This window comes from Cryobacterium adonitolivorans (genome assembly GCF_004402695.1).
In the GTDB taxonomy this organism is placed as follows: Bacteria; Actinomycetota; Actinomycetes; order Actinomycetales; family Microbacteriaceae; genus Cryobacterium; species Cryobacterium adonitolivorans.
On record NZ_SOFL01000012.1, the window covers coordinates 1 to 15,649 of the forward strand.

Annotated in this window: 14 protein-coding genes; 3 read left to right on the plus strand and 11 right to left on the minus strand. The window is 70.3% G+C overall.

The features are described from left to right. Positions 1-178: 178 nt before the first annotated feature. From E3O42_RS04180 to E3O42_RS04200, 5 genes are all read right to left on the minus strand, one after another. Positions 179-1,768 carry a class I SAM-dependent methyltransferase gene (locus E3O42_RS04180; RefSeq protein ID WP_241984628.1) on the minus strand — a complete coding sequence of 530 codons (1,590 nt, stop codon included), beginning with the start codon at positions 1,766-1,768 and terminating at the stop codon, positions 179-181. Between the two features lie 270 nt (positions 1,769-2,038). Then, positions 2,039-3,220 (minus strand): FAD-dependent oxidoreductase, encoded by a 1,182-nt coding sequence (locus E3O42_RS04185; RefSeq protein ID WP_134452675.1) that lies wholly within the window; start codon positions 3,218-3,220, stop codon positions 2,039-2,041. Further along, positions 3,213-3,953, minus strand: a complete 741-nt coding sequence (locus E3O42_RS04190; RefSeq protein ID WP_198414057.1) for a class I SAM-dependent methyltransferase — start codon at positions 3,951-3,953, stop codon at positions 3,213-3,215. The genes E3O42_RS04185 and E3O42_RS04190 overlap by 8 nt, the downstream gene beginning before the upstream one ends. A 4-nt stretch (positions 3,954-3,957) precedes the next feature. Continuing rightward, the gene (locus E3O42_RS04195) at positions 3,958-5,208 is read right to left on the minus strand and encodes a type III polyketide synthase (protein ID WP_241984629.1); all 1,251 of its coding nucleotides are present in this window, start codon (positions 5,206-5,208) and stop codon (positions 3,958-3,960) included. 91 nt (positions 5,209-5,299) lie between these two features. Further along, positions 5,300-6,136 carry a phosphatase PAP2 family protein gene (locus tag E3O42_RS04200; protein ID WP_241984630.1) on the minus strand — a complete coding sequence of 279 codons (837 nt, stop codon included), beginning with the start codon at positions 6,134-6,136 and terminating at the stop codon, positions 5,300-5,302. Positions 6,137-6,261: 125 nt separating this feature from the next. On the opposite strand from E3O42_RS04200, the gene E3O42_RS04205 reads away from it, so the two are divergent. Then, on the plus strand, positions 6,262-6,480 hold the full coding sequence (locus E3O42_RS04205) for a hypothetical protein (protein ID WP_134452676.1): 219 nt from the start codon (positions 6,262-6,264) through the stop codon (positions 6,478-6,480). A gap of 231 nt (positions 6,481-6,711) precedes the next feature. Beyond that, positions 6,712-7,650: a phosphodiesterase gene (locus E3O42_RS04210; RefSeq protein WP_134452677.1), complete on the plus strand. Its 939-nt coding sequence runs from the start codon at positions 6,712-6,714 to the stop codon at positions 7,648-7,650. On the opposite strand, the gene E3O42_RS04215 is transcribed toward E3O42_RS04210, so the two are convergent. The 3 genes from E3O42_RS04215 to E3O42_RS04225 all read right to left on the minus strand — a co-directional run bounded on the left by E3O42_RS04215 (position 7,580) and on the right by E3O42_RS04225 (position 11,967). Next, positions 7,580-9,397 (minus strand): stealth family protein, encoded by a 1,818-nt coding sequence (locus tag E3O42_RS04215; protein ID WP_134452678.1) that lies wholly within the window; start codon positions 9,395-9,397, stop codon positions 7,580-7,582. The two genes, E3O42_RS04210 and E3O42_RS04215, sit on opposite strands and share 71 nt — an antisense overlap. A gap of 273 nt (positions 9,398-9,670) precedes the next feature. Beyond that, positions 9,671-9,985: a DUF1761 domain-containing protein gene (locus E3O42_RS04220; RefSeq protein ID WP_338144923.1), complete on the minus strand. Its 315-nt coding sequence runs from the start codon at positions 9,983-9,985 to the stop codon at positions 9,671-9,673. Between the two features lie 110 nt (positions 9,986-10,095). Continuing rightward, on the minus strand, positions 10,096-11,967 hold the full coding sequence (locus E3O42_RS04225; RefSeq protein ID WP_134452680.1) for a thioredoxin domain-containing protein: 1,872 nt from the start codon (positions 11,965-11,967) through the stop codon (positions 10,096-10,098). 456 nt (positions 11,968-12,423) lie between these two features. On the opposite strand from E3O42_RS04225, the gene E3O42_RS04230 reads away from it, so the two are divergent. Next, complete coding sequence (locus E3O42_RS04230; RefSeq protein ID WP_134452681.1) at positions 12,424-13,173, plus strand: DnaJ domain-containing protein; 750 nt, start codon at positions 12,424-12,426, stop codon at positions 13,171-13,173. A gap of 36 nt (positions 13,174-13,209) precedes the next feature. Here E3O42_RS04230 and pnuC read toward each other — a convergent pair whose 3' ends face one another. The 3 genes from pnuC to E3O42_RS04245 form a co-directional block, all read right to left on the minus strand. After that, positions 13,210-13,905 carry a nicotinamide riboside transporter PnuC gene (gene pnuC, locus E3O42_RS04235; RefSeq protein ID WP_420897860.1) on the minus strand — a complete coding sequence of 232 codons (696 nt, stop codon included), beginning with the start codon at positions 13,903-13,905 and terminating at the stop codon, positions 13,210-13,212. 80 nt (positions 13,906-13,985) lie between these two features. Then, entirely contained in the window at positions 13,986-14,567 is a 582-nt protein-coding gene (gene msuE, locus E3O42_RS04240; RefSeq protein WP_134452683.1) for an FMN reductase, read from the minus strand. Positions 14,568-14,811: 244 nt separating this feature from the next. Next, positions 14,812-15,645 (minus strand): aldo/keto reductase, encoded by an 834-nt coding sequence (locus E3O42_RS04245; RefSeq protein ID WP_134452684.1) that lies wholly within the window; start codon positions 15,643-15,645, stop codon positions 14,812-14,814. Positions 15,646-15,649 lie beyond the last annotated feature (4 nt).

Genomic DNA, 15,649 nt, shown 5'->3' on the forward strand with positions numbered 1-15,649 from the left:
CCTCCCAGAACCGACGGCGAACCTCACGCGGAAACCCCGTACGACCACCCATAACCAACACCTCAATCAATCAGGTGTTGCAACGACCCCCTGAACCCAAGGGGCGCAAATGGCCGCTTTGGCAACAGTCAGCCCAGCCGAGGCCGGGCCGATGCTGCGGGCGGGCGGCGCCACGGGGTCAGGCGGCGGGTGGCGCGAGGAAGCCGTCGTCGAGCAGGGCACGCACCCGGGGCAGCAGCTCGGCCCGCAGCGCGGCCGCGTCGGCGTCGAGCAGCTGGGCGATCGCGTCGATGATGGCGCCCACCGGCAGCTCGCCGTCGCAGGCGCCGATCAGGGCGGCCTGGGCGGTGTCCAGCGGCACCGACCGGCCGAATCCGCCGCCCTGGTGCAGGGCCATGAGGGTGGGGTCCTCCTGGCCGGGCCAGAAGTGCCGTTCCTCGGTGACGTCGGATGCCACGGTGAGGGTGCTGCGGGACAGCGCGTCGTCGTCCAGTCCGGTCTGCCAGTCGTGCGCGGCCAGGCACTCGGCCAGGTGGTGGCCGATGCCGGCCGGGTTGTGGCCCAGGGCCTCCGGCAGCCGTTCGAGGCGCACCAGGCGGGGGCGGGCCGGGGCGGCGGCCCGGCGGCGGCCATCCGTCGGGCGGCGCAGCAGCATGTAGCCGAAGCCCACCTGGCGCACCCCACGGGCCTCGAAGTCGTCGAGCCAGGCGCCGTAGAGCCGGTCGAAGTCGGGGGTGTCCGGGCGGGTGCCGCCGTCACGGATCCAGGTCTCGGCGTAGCCCGTTGGCGGCTGCACCTCGCGTTCGATGATCCAGGCGTCCAGCGCGGTCTCCGCCGGGCCCTCCAGCCAGCCGGTGAGCCTGTCGAAGGCGTCGTCGTCGTGGTACTCCCAGTTGCCGAGCAGCTGGGCCACGCCACCGGGGGTGAGGTGCTCGGCCGCGCCGCGCACCACGGCCTCCACGAGGGCATCGCCGACCAGGCCGCCGTCACGATACTCGTAGCTGGGCACACCCTCCACCCGCGGGGTGATCACGAACGGCGGGTTGGAGATGATCTGGTCGAAGCGCTCCCCCGCGACCGGGTCGAACAGGCTGCCGAGCCGGAACTCGATGTTCTCGACTCCGTTCAGCCGGGCGTTGAGCGCGGCGAGTTCGAGGGCGCGCTCGGAGATATCGGTGGCCACCACGCGGGTGGCGTGTCTGGAGGCGTGCAGGGCCTGGATGCCGCAGCCGGTGCCGAGATCCAGCGCGCTGTCGACCGAGGTGGGAATCATCAGGGCGCTGAGGGTAAGCGAGGCGCCGCCGACACCGAGCACGTGGTTTTCGCCGAGCGGATGCCCCAGCGCCAGTTCGCCCAGGTCCGAGGTGATCCACCAGCTGCCGGCGCCGTGCGCGTCCACGAAGCTATACGGCCGCAGGTCCACCAGTGGCGCCACCTGCGCCGGGCCGGCGTCGGGGGTCGGCTCCTGGGGGTGGGCGGTGACCAGGCCGAGTCGCTCGGCACCGTCCACGCCGAGGGACGGCAGCGCGGCGTCGAGGTCGGCGCTTTCGACGGGCAGGCCGAGGACGAACAGCTGGGCGAGCACCACGTTGGGTTCGGGCACGGTGAGGGTGGCGCGCAGCGTGGCGAGCGCCCGCAGGGCCGGCACCCGCTGATTGCGGTGCAGGGCGGCATCCGCTTCGATGCCCCAGAGTCCGGTCAGGGCGGTCACCGAGTAGTTGGCGGCGGCGAGGTCCGCGCGGAGCAGGTCGATCAGAGGTGCAGTCACTTCTCTATTCAACTGCACGCCGGCCCACTCGACGGGCCCGCTCCCTTCCCGGCCGGCTCCGGCCCCTCGTTTCGAGCTGCCAGCCGTCACGACCCGTGGCATAACTCCTGCAATTTTCCCAGATCGCCGGCAGCGGATGCCGAAAACCCGCGGCGATCTGTCGCGGCCGCGAGATTCTGCAGGAGTTGCGCAATATCGCCCATGGCAGGCAGGGGCGAGCCTCAGGACACGCGGCGGCAACGGGCCGGGCGCGCAGGACAGCTCGACCCGCTAGAGCCAGCGCATCGTGAACGCCCGCGTGAGCAGGCCGTTCAGCGGCGGCGTCGCGAGCACTCGCACGATCACGTTGCGCAGCCGCAGCCGCAGGCCGCGTGCCGGACGACCCATGGCCATGTTGAAGCCGGCCTGCCTGGCGGCCATGCGGGCGCTCCGCCGACGGCGCCGGTCGTACCCGGCGAGCGTCACCCGGGCCTCGATCGGCTGCGCGAGAGCGTGCGTGAGCGCCGGCGCCAGCGCCACCGCGTCCAGCCAGCCCAGGTTCATGCCCTGCCCGCCGATCGGGCTGATCTCGTGCGCCGCATCCCCCGCCAGCAGCACCCGGCCCTGCACCATCGTGGCGGCCAGCCGCTGCCGCACCGAGAACGAGCTCGGCCGGGCGTCCGAGGCCGGAAGCAGCACCCCGGTGCGACTGAGCACCAGCGCCGACAAGTCGTCGAGCGAGGCATCCGGCATCAGGGTGGGCGTCAACGCCACCCAGCGGCGCCGGCCGTTCGGCAGCGGGAACGACTCCACGACGCCGCCCTGCTCGAAGAACAACACGGCCTCGCTGCCGTGTTCGCCGGTATCCGGGTAGTCGGCCATGAGGTAGGTGTCCCCGCCGCCGAGTGGCCGGGAGGCGATGCCGACGGCGTCGCGTAGCTGACCGCGGGCGCCGTCGGCCACCACCACGTACCGCGCTGACCCCACGATCTCGAGCCCGTTGTCGTCGGCGCCCTCGTCGGGGGCGTCCCCGGTCCCATCCGGGCTCGGCTCGGCGATCAGGTCAACGTGGTGACCGCGATCGTGCAGCATGCCCACACCCACGCCCGAGCGCAGGCCGTCCGGCCGCAGCTGCCGGAACCGCGACCGCAGCACGGCCTCGGTCTCGTGCTGCGGCAGCGCCACGACGAACGGGAACCGCCCCGTCGTCTGCGCGAACGACAGCCGCCCCAGCGTGCGTCCGCCGCTCTGCACGCTGCCGGTTTCGATGCGCACGGCCCGAGCCAGCACTTCCTCGGCCACACCCGCCTGGCGCAGCACCCGCATCGACGGCGGGTGGATGCCGATGGCCCTGGCGAGCATCGACGGCTCGGTGCGCCGTTCCAGCACCTCCACATCCACGCCGCGCTCGGCCAGCAAGCAGGCCAGCAGGATGCCCACCGGGCCGCCGCCGACCACGATCACGTCACGCATGCGCTCGCCTTCCCTCGGCCCGGCGTGGTTCGGCGATCGCGGGGGCCTGCCAGCGCAGTATCAGCCGGTACGGCACCTCCCGGCGCACTGCCCAGCCCGGCGGCGCAACGGCCGCCAGCTCGCGCCAGGTGAAGCTGCGCCGGATCGAGGTGAGGCCGTCGGCGCGGATGAAGGAGCGGCGAAAGAACGGCCAGGTGCCCAGGCCGAAGCCGAGGTAGGCCAGCGGAGAGCGTTCGATGTCGCCGTGGAGCGCCAGCCCGCGGCTGAGCCGCTCGGAGTCCACCAGCAGCGCGCCGAGTTCCGCGCCGCCAAGGTGGTGCAGCACGTGGTTGGAGAGCACGATGTCGAAGCGCTCCCCCGCGGCCACGAGGTCGCTACTGAGCGCCCGGCGAAACTCCAGCCCGGGCAGCGGCGGCTGGCCGGCCGCGTAGGCGTGCGCCCGAGCATCCGGATCGATCGCGGTCACGGTCAGGCGCAACCCGTCGCGGGCGGCCCACCGGGCCAGCGACCGGGCCACATCGCCGCCGCCGGAGCCGATGTCGAGCAGGCTGGTCTCCGCGCCGGCCGACAGGCGCGGCCGGATGTCGCGCCGGTAGGTGTGCCGCAGCCCGGAGACGACGGCGTTGACGTACCGGAAGTTCGCGTAGGTGCGCTGCAGGGCCTCGGCGTCGCAGTTTGGATCATCCATGATCTCGACGGCGTCGACCGCCCGTTCGCGGAGCGTTGCGAGCACTGTGTCAGCCGCGCTGCACTGTCATCAGGCCGGACTCCACGGTCAGTCCCGGCCCGAACGCCATCGCGCAGACCCTGTCACCGTCGGCGGTGGCCGGCCCGTCGAGGATCTCCTTCATGACGAAGAGGATGGTGGCGCTGGACATGTTGCCGTTGGTGCGCAGCGTCTCCCGCGACGGCACCAGCTGCGCCTCGGTGAGGCCGAGTTTGGCCTCGGTCTTGTCGAGGATGCTGCGCCCGCCGGGGTGGATCGCCCAGTGCGCGATGGCGGTGCTCAACGCCGAACCGGTGGTCGCGGCCGTGAGCACCTGGCCGGGGCTCCCGCCGCCCTCCAGCGACTGCTGCTCCTGCGCCTGCACGGCCACGGCGTCCGCCTCGGCCACCACTCCGGCCGCCAGCGCCAGCGTCAACGACTCGTCCCGGCCGAACAGCGGCGCCAGTGCCGACTCGATGTGCTGGTCGATGATGTGCGGCACATAGGAGCTCAGCACCATCTCGAAACCCTCGTCGCCGATCTTCCAGGCCATGTCGCCCTCACCGACGGGCGTGATCACGGTCTCGAAGTGGTCCAGGTTCAGGGCGTTCTCACCGGCGACCGGCGGTCGGCTGCTTACGATGCCCGCGGCCGCGCCATCCGAGAACAGCGACGAGGCCACGATGGTGTCGGGGTCGCTGGAGGTGCGCAGGTGCAGCGAGCACAGCTCGGCGCTGACCACGAGCACCACGGCGGTCGGGTCCGCCTCCACGAACTGCTTCGCGGTGCGCAGCGCCGGCATTGCCGCGTAACAACCCATGAAACCGAGGTGGTAGCGCTGGGTGGACGGCGCCAGCCCCAGCTCGCGCACGAGCATGTAGTCGGGGCCCGGCGCGTAGAAGCCGGTGCAGGAGACCGTTACAACGTGGGTGATGTCGCTGGCGTCCAGCCCCGGGCAGGCGGCCAGCGCGCGCCGGCCGGCCTCTACGAACAGCGTGGTGGCCTGCTCGATGTACAGCTCGTTGCGCACCCGGGTGCCGGGCATGAGCAGCCGCTGGGTGGTGGCGTCGAAGAACTGCGGGTCGGACGCCTGCGAGTCGAGGGTGAGTTCCTCGATCACGGTGTGGCGGGTGTCGATGCCCGACAGGTTGAAGGATGCGGTCACTAATCGCTGCGCCAGCCGGCTGAGGCCGGGCTGGGCGGCGAAGATGTCCCTGACCTGCTCCTGCACGAGGACGGTGGGCGGAACAACGGTCTGGAGCGCTCTCAGCGTGACGGCCATGCCCCAGTGTTACACGCACCGAGTCGAAGGCACATCCCCCTGTACGGCGAGGCGCGAGGCGGATACACCGCCGGAGCTCCGACTGCTGCCGCTACGGCAGGCGGTCGAAGAGCCGGGTGGCGGTGATGGCGAGCACGAAACCGACCGCGACGATCGCGGTGACCGCGCCGAGATACGCGACCGGCGCATCCGAGATGCCGAACGCCCCGGTGGCGCCGATGCCCGCGGCCACCGCGGTGACGATGCCGGCGAGCACGGCGATCCAGGTCTGCAGCTTCAGGCCCACCCTGGCCGGGGTGGGGGTTCGTGCGGCGCGCTGGCGACCGCCGGACCGGGTGAGCACGGCACCGGCGGCGCAGCCCCAAAACGCCACGACGAGCAGCGCCGCGATCGCATCGCTGGGCCGGTGCCACAGGCTCACCAGCGTCGACACGCCGGCCGCAACCGCGAACGCCGCCCCGATGGTGCCGGCCAGCCAGCGCATGTGGGCGCTGGCGACGAGGAACACCACCAGCGCGGATGCCGCCGCCACCGTTGTATGCCCGGATGGGAATGAGTTGGGGATGTAGCCGTCCACGCCGAGCTCTGGGCGGGTGAGGATCACGTTCTTGAGCAGCTGCGTGGTCACCACAGCGGCCATAGCGGCGCTCACTGCAACCACGAGCGCGAACCAGGCGCGTCGCACCGTCGCGATGATCAGGCTCACGATCGCTCCGACGGCGACCATCACCGAGGGGATCAGGTCGAGAAGCTGCTGGGTGACCGTGGTGCCGGTCGAGCCGTTCTCGGCCCCGTTGAAGGCCAGCTGGTCGATTCCCTGCCCGGTGGCATCGCGCACGAAAAAGAGGTAGAGCGCCACGAACGCGACGATGCAGAGCAGCGCGGCGCCGATATAGCGGGTGGGGGTGAGGCGGGAGATCGAGGGCACCCCCTACTCTCCCACGGGAGCATGAGTGAACCGTGAAAGCGCGGTGCACAAAACATGTGCGTCGAATGTTGAGTTGTGCTCAACTTGACTCTTGACATCGAGAATCTGCGGCGTAACGTCAAGTTATGTTCGGCAAAAAGACGAGGCGGGAACGCCCGGCGAGGGCTAACCGCGGCGCGGATCGCTCCTTCGACCGTGGTGGTTACCCGGGGCTGGAGGGCGACTTCGAGTCCGAGCGGCGCCGTGCCGCGGCCGCCGACCACCACACCCTCGAACCGTACGAGCACGGCGAGGGCGAGTTGGCCGTTCTGCCGGTCACGGAGCCCGGGCTCACCCACCCCTGAGCAACGCACCGGACGGGACGGGTCACCTGATCTCGACACGCCCGACCGACGGGATGGGCATGTGCGACGCGGAAACGCAAATGGGAGACGGGATCTGGAGGTTTTATCCTCCGGGTCCTGTCTTTTCGCGTGTTGGACACGCTTTGTTCAGACTTTTCTGATCGACTGGCTCTGTAGCATCCGAAGCGCAATCCCCGTAAAGTGCCTGAGTACCAAACGAATGGAAGCTCCGTGAGCATTCGAACGGCCGAATACCCCAGGCCGGATTATTTCCTTCTCCACCTCAGCGACACGCACCTGCTCGCAGACGGTAACCGTCTTTACGGCAGTGTGGACAGCGCCGCACACGTGCAGCGGCTGTTCGCGGATGTCGAGGCATCCGGCGGCAGGCCTCACGCGATCGTCATCACCGGCGACCTCGCCGACAAGGGTGAGCCCCATGCCTACGCACAGCTGCGTGGCATCGTCGAACCCGCTGCCGCGCGCCTGGGTGCCACGGTGATCTGGGTGATGGGCAACCACGACAACCGGGCGAACTTCCGCACCGAGCTGCTCGGCGAGGAGCCCAGTCAGGCGCCGATCGACCACGTCGACTACGTCGGCGGGCTGCGCATCATCACCCTGGACACCACGGTGCCCGGCAGTCACCACGGCGAGATCACCGAGCAGCAGCTCGAATGGCTCGCGCTGCAGCTCAGCGTTCCGGCGCCGGACGGCACCATCCTCGCCATGCACCACCCGCCGGTGCCAAGCATGCTCGACCTGTCGGTGGCGGTGGAGCTGCGCGAGCAGGCCAGCCTCGCGCAGGTGCTGCGCGGTACGGATGTGCGCAGCATCCTGGCCGGACACCTGCACTACTCGTCCACCGCCACGTTCGCCGGCATCCCGGTGTCGGTGGCGTCGGCCACCTGTTACACGCAGGACCTCAACGTTCCTGTCGGCGGCACCCGTGGCCGCGACGGCGCGCGAGCGTTCAACCTCGTGCACGTCTACGCCGACACCGTGCTGCACTCGGTGGTGCCGCTGGGGGAGTTCGAATCGCTGGACTACATCGATGCCGCCGAAAGCGCCCGTCGTCTGGCCGCATCCGGCATCGAGATCATGCCTGCGGGGAGTCTCCCCGCATACCGCGAGCCGCCAATGACCACGCCGATCCCGGTTCTGCGCTGACGTCGCCGTTCCCCATCCCGAGGGCACTCTCGATGAGGGTGTCCTCGCCGTGCTGGCTGGCCGCTATGACGCTTTCGCGTTCCCACGGGGCCACGATCGGGAAGTAGCGCTCGAGGAAGTCGGTGACGGCTTCGGTGCGTACCTCGTCGCTGATCTCGGGGAAGCTGCCGTCGTTGAGGCAGAACATGTCCTGGTCGCGGCGCTTGAGCAGCTTGTTCATCTGGCGCAGCGCCAGCTTGAGCGTCGTTTCGACGTAGAGCGACCGGGCCTGGGTCTGTTCCACGGCCCGCCCGGTGGCCAGCGCGTAGTAGTGGTACAGCGAGTTGGTGACCGAGATGTCGGTGGCCGAGCGGAACCGGCTGGCCATGGTGCGTCGGAAGTCCTCGGGGAATTCCGCCTCGAGGTCGGCCATGACGCTCTTGCGCAGCGGTGCCGGAGTGTGCTCGAGGTGCCGGGTGGTGACCTTGCCGAACCGTTCGCGCAGCAGCGCCCGGTTCACCCGTGCGGCGTTCTCGAACCCGCTGCGGCTGGGGTCGTTGTCGCCCAGGCCGATGCGGGTCGCGGCCTCGACGAACTTGGTGATACCGCCGGGTGAGAAGAACAGCTCTGGTCCCACGGGACGGCCGAAGAACATGTCGTCGTTCGAGTAGATGAAGTGCTCGGCGATGCCCGGGATGTGGTGCAGCTGGCTCTCCACGGCGTGCGAATTGTGGGTGGGCAGCACGGAGACATCCGGGAAGAAGTCCTCGCTGTTCATGATGGTCACCCGCGGGTGGTCGACCAGCCACTCGGGGGCGGGCGAGTCGGTCGCGATGAAGATGCGTCGCACCCAGGGCGCGAACATGTACACGCTGCGCAGCGCGTACTTGAGTTCGTCGATCTGCCGGAAGCGGGCATCCGAATCGTCGCCGGAGCCGGCGACATAACCGGCCATGCGCAGGGCGCGGGCCTTCTGGAAATCGCTGGAGGAACCGTCGACCCAGGAGAAGACCAGGTCGATGTCGAAGCTGATGTCGCTGACGAGGTCGTCGAACATGTTCTGCAGGGTGCGCCAGGTGCGGCCGAAGAGCTCCACGGTGGTCTCGCGGGCCTCGGCGCGGGGCAGCCGGCGGCGCATGAGGGCGTTCTCGACGGGGGCGACGATCTCGTCTTCGCCGAACCGCCACAGTTCGAGCTGGAACGCGGTCTCGGCGCCGTAACGGAGCCGGCCGATGGGTTCGATGCGCGGCTGGTAGACCCTGAAGACGTCGGAGGTGCGCAGGGCGGCGAGGGCGCCGTCGGCGGCCAGGGCCGGGCGGGCGGGGTCGCCGTCGAGCGGCTTGAGGTAGAAGGGCGTGTTGGCGAAGGCCTCGGCCAGAACGCGGCTGATCTTCTTGCGGCGCTTGCGGTTCACGGCGATGACCGGACGGTCGTGGTCGCCGCGCACCAGCAGGTAGTCGATGCCGGCGGTGTCGAGGGCATCGGCCAGGGCGAGCAGGTCGCTGACCCGGGACTCGTGCGGGGTGAAGTGTCCGTTGATCAGGGCGATCTCGCCCTTACGCACGACCACGTCTTCGCGGTCGAAACGGCGGGTGCGGTCGTCAAGGCTGAGCAGGACGAGCTCGGGTTCGCTGCTCAGCGAGAGAAGGGGAATGGACGCGGTGTCCGGGGCCGCTTCGTCGACCGGGCTCGTCGGCGCCTCGGAGAAGCCACTGCCGGCAGCAATGTGGGAGTGTCGGGTGGAATCGGTGCGGTCGAAGCGTGCCATGGTCCTCCTTGGAGCAAAGTACGTGGAGCGGTAACGGATGCAGGGCTGACTGCGGGGTGCCAAGCGGTTGTGCGGGAATTGCGACGGGTGATCTCCGCGGGGCGGGCATCGATGCGCCAGGCCCCGGAGTATGCGCCCGGTCTCCCGGGCATCCACGCACCGGTCCAGGCCGGGCAATGGGCCCGCTGGGAACAGTGACGTTGCTCTAGTGTACGACGCCGGTGCGGCCGGGGCGTGACCCGCGGGCTCGGACCGGTGCGGCGTGCGCCCCGGTCAGGCCGCGCTGATGCCGAACAGGCCGATGATGAGCGCCATCACCACGATGGTGACCAGCTCGTGGGCGAGGTTGAGCGCAGTGAGACCCCACGGACGGCGATCGAACGCATCGTGGGTGATCATCCGGGCGGCGGTGAAACCCGCCCAGAGGATGACGCCGGTGAGCACGGTGTTGCCCACGAAGTTGCCGCCGTAGAAGTACTGCGCGATGGCCGCCGAGCCGGCGAGCACCCAGGCCGTGATGAAGCTCACGATGATCGTGACGACGATGACCCGGGTGGCACCGAATTGCATGCTCTCGTCCTTCCGCAGGCCAACACGGGCCCCAACTGTCTACTCGCGGCAGCATCCGGCCCTAGTGCGGGGCGCGCAACGGGCCTCACATGGCCACTCACGGGCTCGCCACGGGCGGATGGCGCGGGTCAGGCGAGGGCTGCGGCATCCGTGGTGGGCAGGCGGCAGACGAAGTCGCGGCAGAGGTAGGCGGTGGGCAGGCTGTCGCGGGTCGAGCGGTCGGCGAACAGCTCGAAACCGGCCGCGGCGAAGGCGGCTCCCTGCCGCTCGGTGACCACGGCGACGAGCCCGGTGCGACGCCGGGCCGCGTCAATCAGAGCCGCATCGTCCGGGGCCGAATCGCCCGGGGCCGTATCGGCACTCCCATCAGGGGTTCGATCGGGGGTGACAACGACGAGTTGCTCCACCGGCGACGCGAGGGCGGTGACGAGCCGGAGGGCGGCGCCGAAGGCGAGCGGGTTGACGTCGCCGGTGCCGACCAGCCGCACCATCCCGGCCGTGGCTGCGTCGCGGTAGCGGGCGGCACCGGTGAGCAGGTTCAGCCGCCAGGTCGCCGTGGCGATGGCCGTGAGCCCGGACGGGTAGGCACCCTCCGAGGGGTCGGTGGCGAGGTCGAGGCCCTGCGCCGTGAGCACCGGGTCGGCGCCCTCGGGCGCGGCGAAGGTCACGCCATCGCCGGGCATGGCCCGCTCGATGAGCTCCCGTGCCGCGACCGCGTACCGCACCTCTCCGGTGGCGGTGGCGAGCTCGAGCAGGCCGCCGGCGAACATGCCGTAGTCCTCCAGTGTCGAGACCGCGGGCGAGAGCCGCCCGTCTATGGATGCACGCACCAGGGCACCGTCGGCGCGGCGGTGCGACTCGAGCAGCCGGTCGGCCGCACGGCGGGACAGGTGCAGCGCGGCATCGTCGGCGAAGGCATGTGCGGCCAGGGCGAGCGCCCCGATCGCCAGGCCGTTCCAGCCGGTGAGCACCTTGGCGTCCAGGGCCGGCGGGGCCTGGTCGCGGCGGGCATCCTCGTCAAGGGCGTAGTAGCCGCCCTCCACCCGCACCCCGTCGACGGTGCTCTCCGAGTCCTGGGCGCTGGCGAAACCGCCGTCGGGCAGCTGCAGCACCGCGCCGAGAAACCCTACGAGTCCCTCGGCGACGATGCGGGCCCAGCTTTCGCCGGTGAGCATCCACGCCCGGGTGTACAGCTCGAGCAGTTGTGCGTTGTCGTAGAGCATCCGTTCGTAGTGCGGGTCGCTCCAGTCGCGGTTGACGGCATAGCGGAAGAAGCCGCCCTCGACCGGGTCGCGCAGCGGCGACGCGCCCATGCGCTTCAGGGTGCGCAGGGCCAGCTCGCGCCCGTCGGCCCGGTCGAGCAGCAGGCCCAGGGTCGGCGCGGCGGGAAACTTGGGGGCACCGCCGAAGCCGCCGTAGACGGGATCCTCGGCCGTTGCCAGCCGGGCGACGATGTCAGCGAGCCGGGCCTGGTCGGGCAGCTCCCCCGTCACCGCGGGCGCAGCCTGGGCGAGCGCGTCGGCCAGGCCCGCTGCGCTGTCTTCCACGGCGTCCCGGCGGCTGGTCCAGGCATCCGTCACGGCGTTGAGCACCTCACGAAACGCCGGATGCCCGGGCAGCGGCGTGGGCGGCGAATACGTGCCGGCGTAGAACGGCCGGCCTGCCGGGGTGACGAACACGTTCAGCGGCCAGCCGAGGTTCTGCGTGAACGCGCCGGCGGCGGCGAGGTAGCTGGCGTCGACATCCGGATGCTCCTCCCGGTCGACCTTGATGCTCACAAAATGCTCGTTGAGGTAGGCGGCTACGCCCACGTCGCTGAAGCTCTCGCGGGCCATCACGTGGCACCAGTGGCAGGTGGCGTAGCCGATCGACACCAGAACGGGCACGTCGCGCCGGCGGGCCTCTTCGAATGCGGCCTCACCCCACGGCTGCCAGTCGACGGGGTTCTCGGCGTGCGAGCGCAGATACGGGCTGATGGCGTCGGCGAGGCGATTCGGCATGGCTCCATTGTGACCTGGCGATCTCCGATCCGGCTGGTCGTGGCGATATCCCGGCGCTGGCCACCACCGCGAGTTGCCGCGTAACGCCCCATCGAGCCACCCGACGGGGCCATCTGACGCGACTTCGACGCTCCGGGCCCCCGCGAGTTGCCGCACAGTGCCGCTTCGGAGCGCTGGATGGAGCGCTTTGCGGCAAGTCGCGCGCCACGACTCGTCTGGGGAGGCTTGCCGAGCCGGGGGCCGGCTGTGAGACTGGATGCGACGAAGGGGCACGATGGAACTCTGGGCACTGCTGCTGGGCATCGGCGCGATGGCCCTGCTCGCCGTCGCCGTTCTCGTGGGCTTCGGCTCCCTCCCGGCGCTCTCGCCCGCCGAACCGCCGCGGCGCTGACCGGACGCCTCTCCTAGCCAGCCGCCCATGAACATCCACCGCCGTCCCGTGACCGTCTGCAGCGTATGACCGAGCGCACGATGACCCCGGCCGAAGCGGCGGCGCTCCTCGAGGTCGCGGTTGACGCCGAACTGGAGCAAGTGGAGCGCGCCTTCAGGTACCAGGCCCAGCGCTCGCACCCCGACCGGTTGACCGCCGCGACCCCGGCCGAGCTGGCCGCCGCGGCCGCCCGGTTCGACAGGATCACCCAGGCACGGGCCGTGCTGCGGGAGGCCGAGACCGATCGGATGCGCCGCTCCCCCGGTTCCGCCGAACACTGGCCGCCCGGAAGCGCGGTGCCCGGCTCGGGGGCAGGCTCCGATGCCGGCGCGGGCTCGTCGGCCTGGTCCGGCACCGGCCCGGCGTCGCGCCGCACCGGTCGGGGAGCCCCGCCGGGTTGGGCGGCAACGGAGCCGTACCAGCCGGCGGAGCCCGCCGGCCCGTGGCTGTTCTGGGTGTGGACGGCACTCTACGCGTTGGCTGCCGTGATCTCGGTCATCGGCGGGCCGCTGCCCCAGTCCCCGCTCGACCTATGGCTGCGGCTGGTGCCGCTGGGACTGGCATCCGTCGCCTTCGCCCGCACCGGTCGCACCGTCTACCTGGTGATCGTGCTGATCCTGGGCGCCGCGACGGCGGTACTCACGGTGATGTTCGCCTCGTTCGGACCCCTCGTGGCGCTGCAGTTGCTCATCGCTCCGGTGCTGGGGCTCGTGGCCCTCGGCCGGCCCAAGCAGCTCAGGCGCCGGTCAACCGCCCCGCCGCGCCCCGCCGGCTAGCGGCCCCGACCGCGCTCGCGACGCCGCAGGGCACGATCAGACCAGGGCCCGTTCCACGATCGCCCGGCGGCGTTGCACCCGGGTCCAGATCACGAAGCCGGTGATGGTGAAGACGCCATAGAAGAGGTACAGGATCGCCGAGGCGTAATAGCCGGCACTGATCAGCAGGGGCACGCCGACGATGTCGACGGCCACCCAGATCAGCCAGAACTCGGTCCAGCCGCGGGCCATGCCGTAGGTGGCCAGCAGGGAGCCGGTGAAGATCCACGCGTCGGCCCAGACCGGTTCGAAGGAGCCCAGCGCCCGGAAGATCGGGGTGAGCACCAGCGTGCCGACGACCAGACCCAAACCCAGGCCGATGCGCGCGCGGGTGCCGGCCCAGTGCGGGGCGACGGCGACGGTGCCGACCGAGCGGCTGCGCGACCACTGCACCCAGCCGTAGATCGAGACGATGATGAACATCACCTGGCGGCCGGCCTGGCCGAGCAGGTTCACCGGGTTGGGCGTGCCGAAGACGGCGCCGAGGAACACCGTGAACAGCAGGGCGTTGCCGAGGATGCCCACCGGCCACGCCCAGATCTTGCGGCGCATCCCGCCGACGGCGCTGGCGATGCCGAAGACGTTGCCGATGATCTCGCGCCAGAGGATCGTCTGGCTGCCGATCTGCAGCTGGGCGTCAAAAAGCCAATCGATCAGGGACACAAGGATACTTCTCTCCCGGATGGGTCGCATCCGTGCACGTCCCAATGTAAGGCGTTCGGGAGCGGGACTATTCCGCGGGCGTCACCGAATGGCGCGGATCCATCGGCGCGTCACCAGACGATCGCGGCGGAGTCCGCCGAGAGGTTGGCCGGCAGGCTGGCCCGCACCAGCGGCAGCCCGCGGCGGATGGCCTGGTCGATGCGGTCGCTGAGCTCGGCGTTGGTCACCCGGTAGTCGGTGAATTCGGAGTCCTTGGCGTACACCCCCAGCGGCAGGGTGAGCGCCTGGAAGAAGCTGAACAGCGGCCGGAACTGGTGCTCGAGGATCAGCGCGTGCCGGTCGCTGCCGCCCGTCGCGGCGAGCAGCACCGGCTTGTCGACGAGCGAGTACTGCTCGACGAAGTCGAAGACGTGCTTGAACAGCCCGGTGAACGAGGCCCGGTAAACCGGGGACGCCACGATGAGCAAGTCGGCGCCCTCGATGCGCTGCAGGTCGGCCTCGGCCGCGGCGGAGAGCTCGTCGCGGCGGAGCGCCCCGGAGAACTCGCGGCCCACCCGGCTCAGCTCGATCAGGTGCACTTCGATCGAGAGTTCCCGTTCGAGCGCGTCGAGGATCGCCCGCACCAGGGCGGTGGTCTTCGAGGGCGCGTGCAGGCTGCCGGAAACGGCGACGACGTTCAGGGTGTACGACATGTTCCGACGCTAAATCCCTCCGCCGGATGCCGCCACCCGCGCCGACGCACGGCGTAAGACGATGGATGGCCCGGTGCCGGCCGCATCCGCTGCCCCACGACCCGCGAAAGGGCACTTTCGGCCCCTCTGCGAGCTCCCGGTGGGCCGCATCTGCCCCCTCGGCACCAGGGCATCCCGCGAGATGACGCGAACGGCCCCTTCGCGCGCGCCGAAGGGGCCGTTCGTGTCGGCTCGCGCCGTGAGACTAGTTGACCTCGTTGGGGTGCGCGCTGACGCGGCCGCCGCGCTCGAGCGCTGAAATCGTGGCAAACTCGGTGTGGCTGAGCTCGAAGTCGAAGACGTCGAAGTTCTCGGCCATGCGCTCGCGGCGGTTGGACTTGGGGAAGACGATGTTGCCGGTCTGCAGGTGCCAGCGGATGATCACCTGGGCGGGCGTCTTGCCGTGCGCCTCGGCCGCGGCGGTGACCACGCCCTCCTCGAGCAGCGGGTACTTGCCCTGGCCCAGCGGGCCCCAGGCCTCGATGTGGATGCCGTGCTCGCGGGCGAACGCGGTGACCTCGGCCTGCTGGTAGGCGGGGTGCAGCTCGATCTGGTTGACCGCCGGCACGACATCGGTCTCGGTGAGAAGACGCTCCAGGTGCGGCACCAGGAAGTTGGACACGCCGATCGAGCGTGCCCGGCCGGACTTGCGAATCTCGGCGAGCGTCTTCCAGCTCTCCACGAACTTGTCATTGGCCGGCGCCGGCCAGTGGATGAGGTACAGGTCTACATAGTCCAGGCCGAGTTTCTCCAGGCTCTCATCGAACGCGTCCAGCGCCGACTGGGTGCCCTGCTTGTCGTTCCACAGCTTCGTGGTCACGAACAGCTCCGAGCGGTCGATGCCGGACGACGCCAGCGCCTGGCCGACGCCTTCCTCATTGCCGTAGACGGCGGCGGTGTCGATGTGGCGGTAGCCCACCTCTAGGGCGTCGGTGACGATGCGGGTGGTCTCGGTCGGCTCCACCTTGAAGACCCCGAAGCCGAGCTGGGGAATGGTGTGGCCGTCGTTCAGGGTAAGGGTGGGTACGGAATTCGTCATCCAC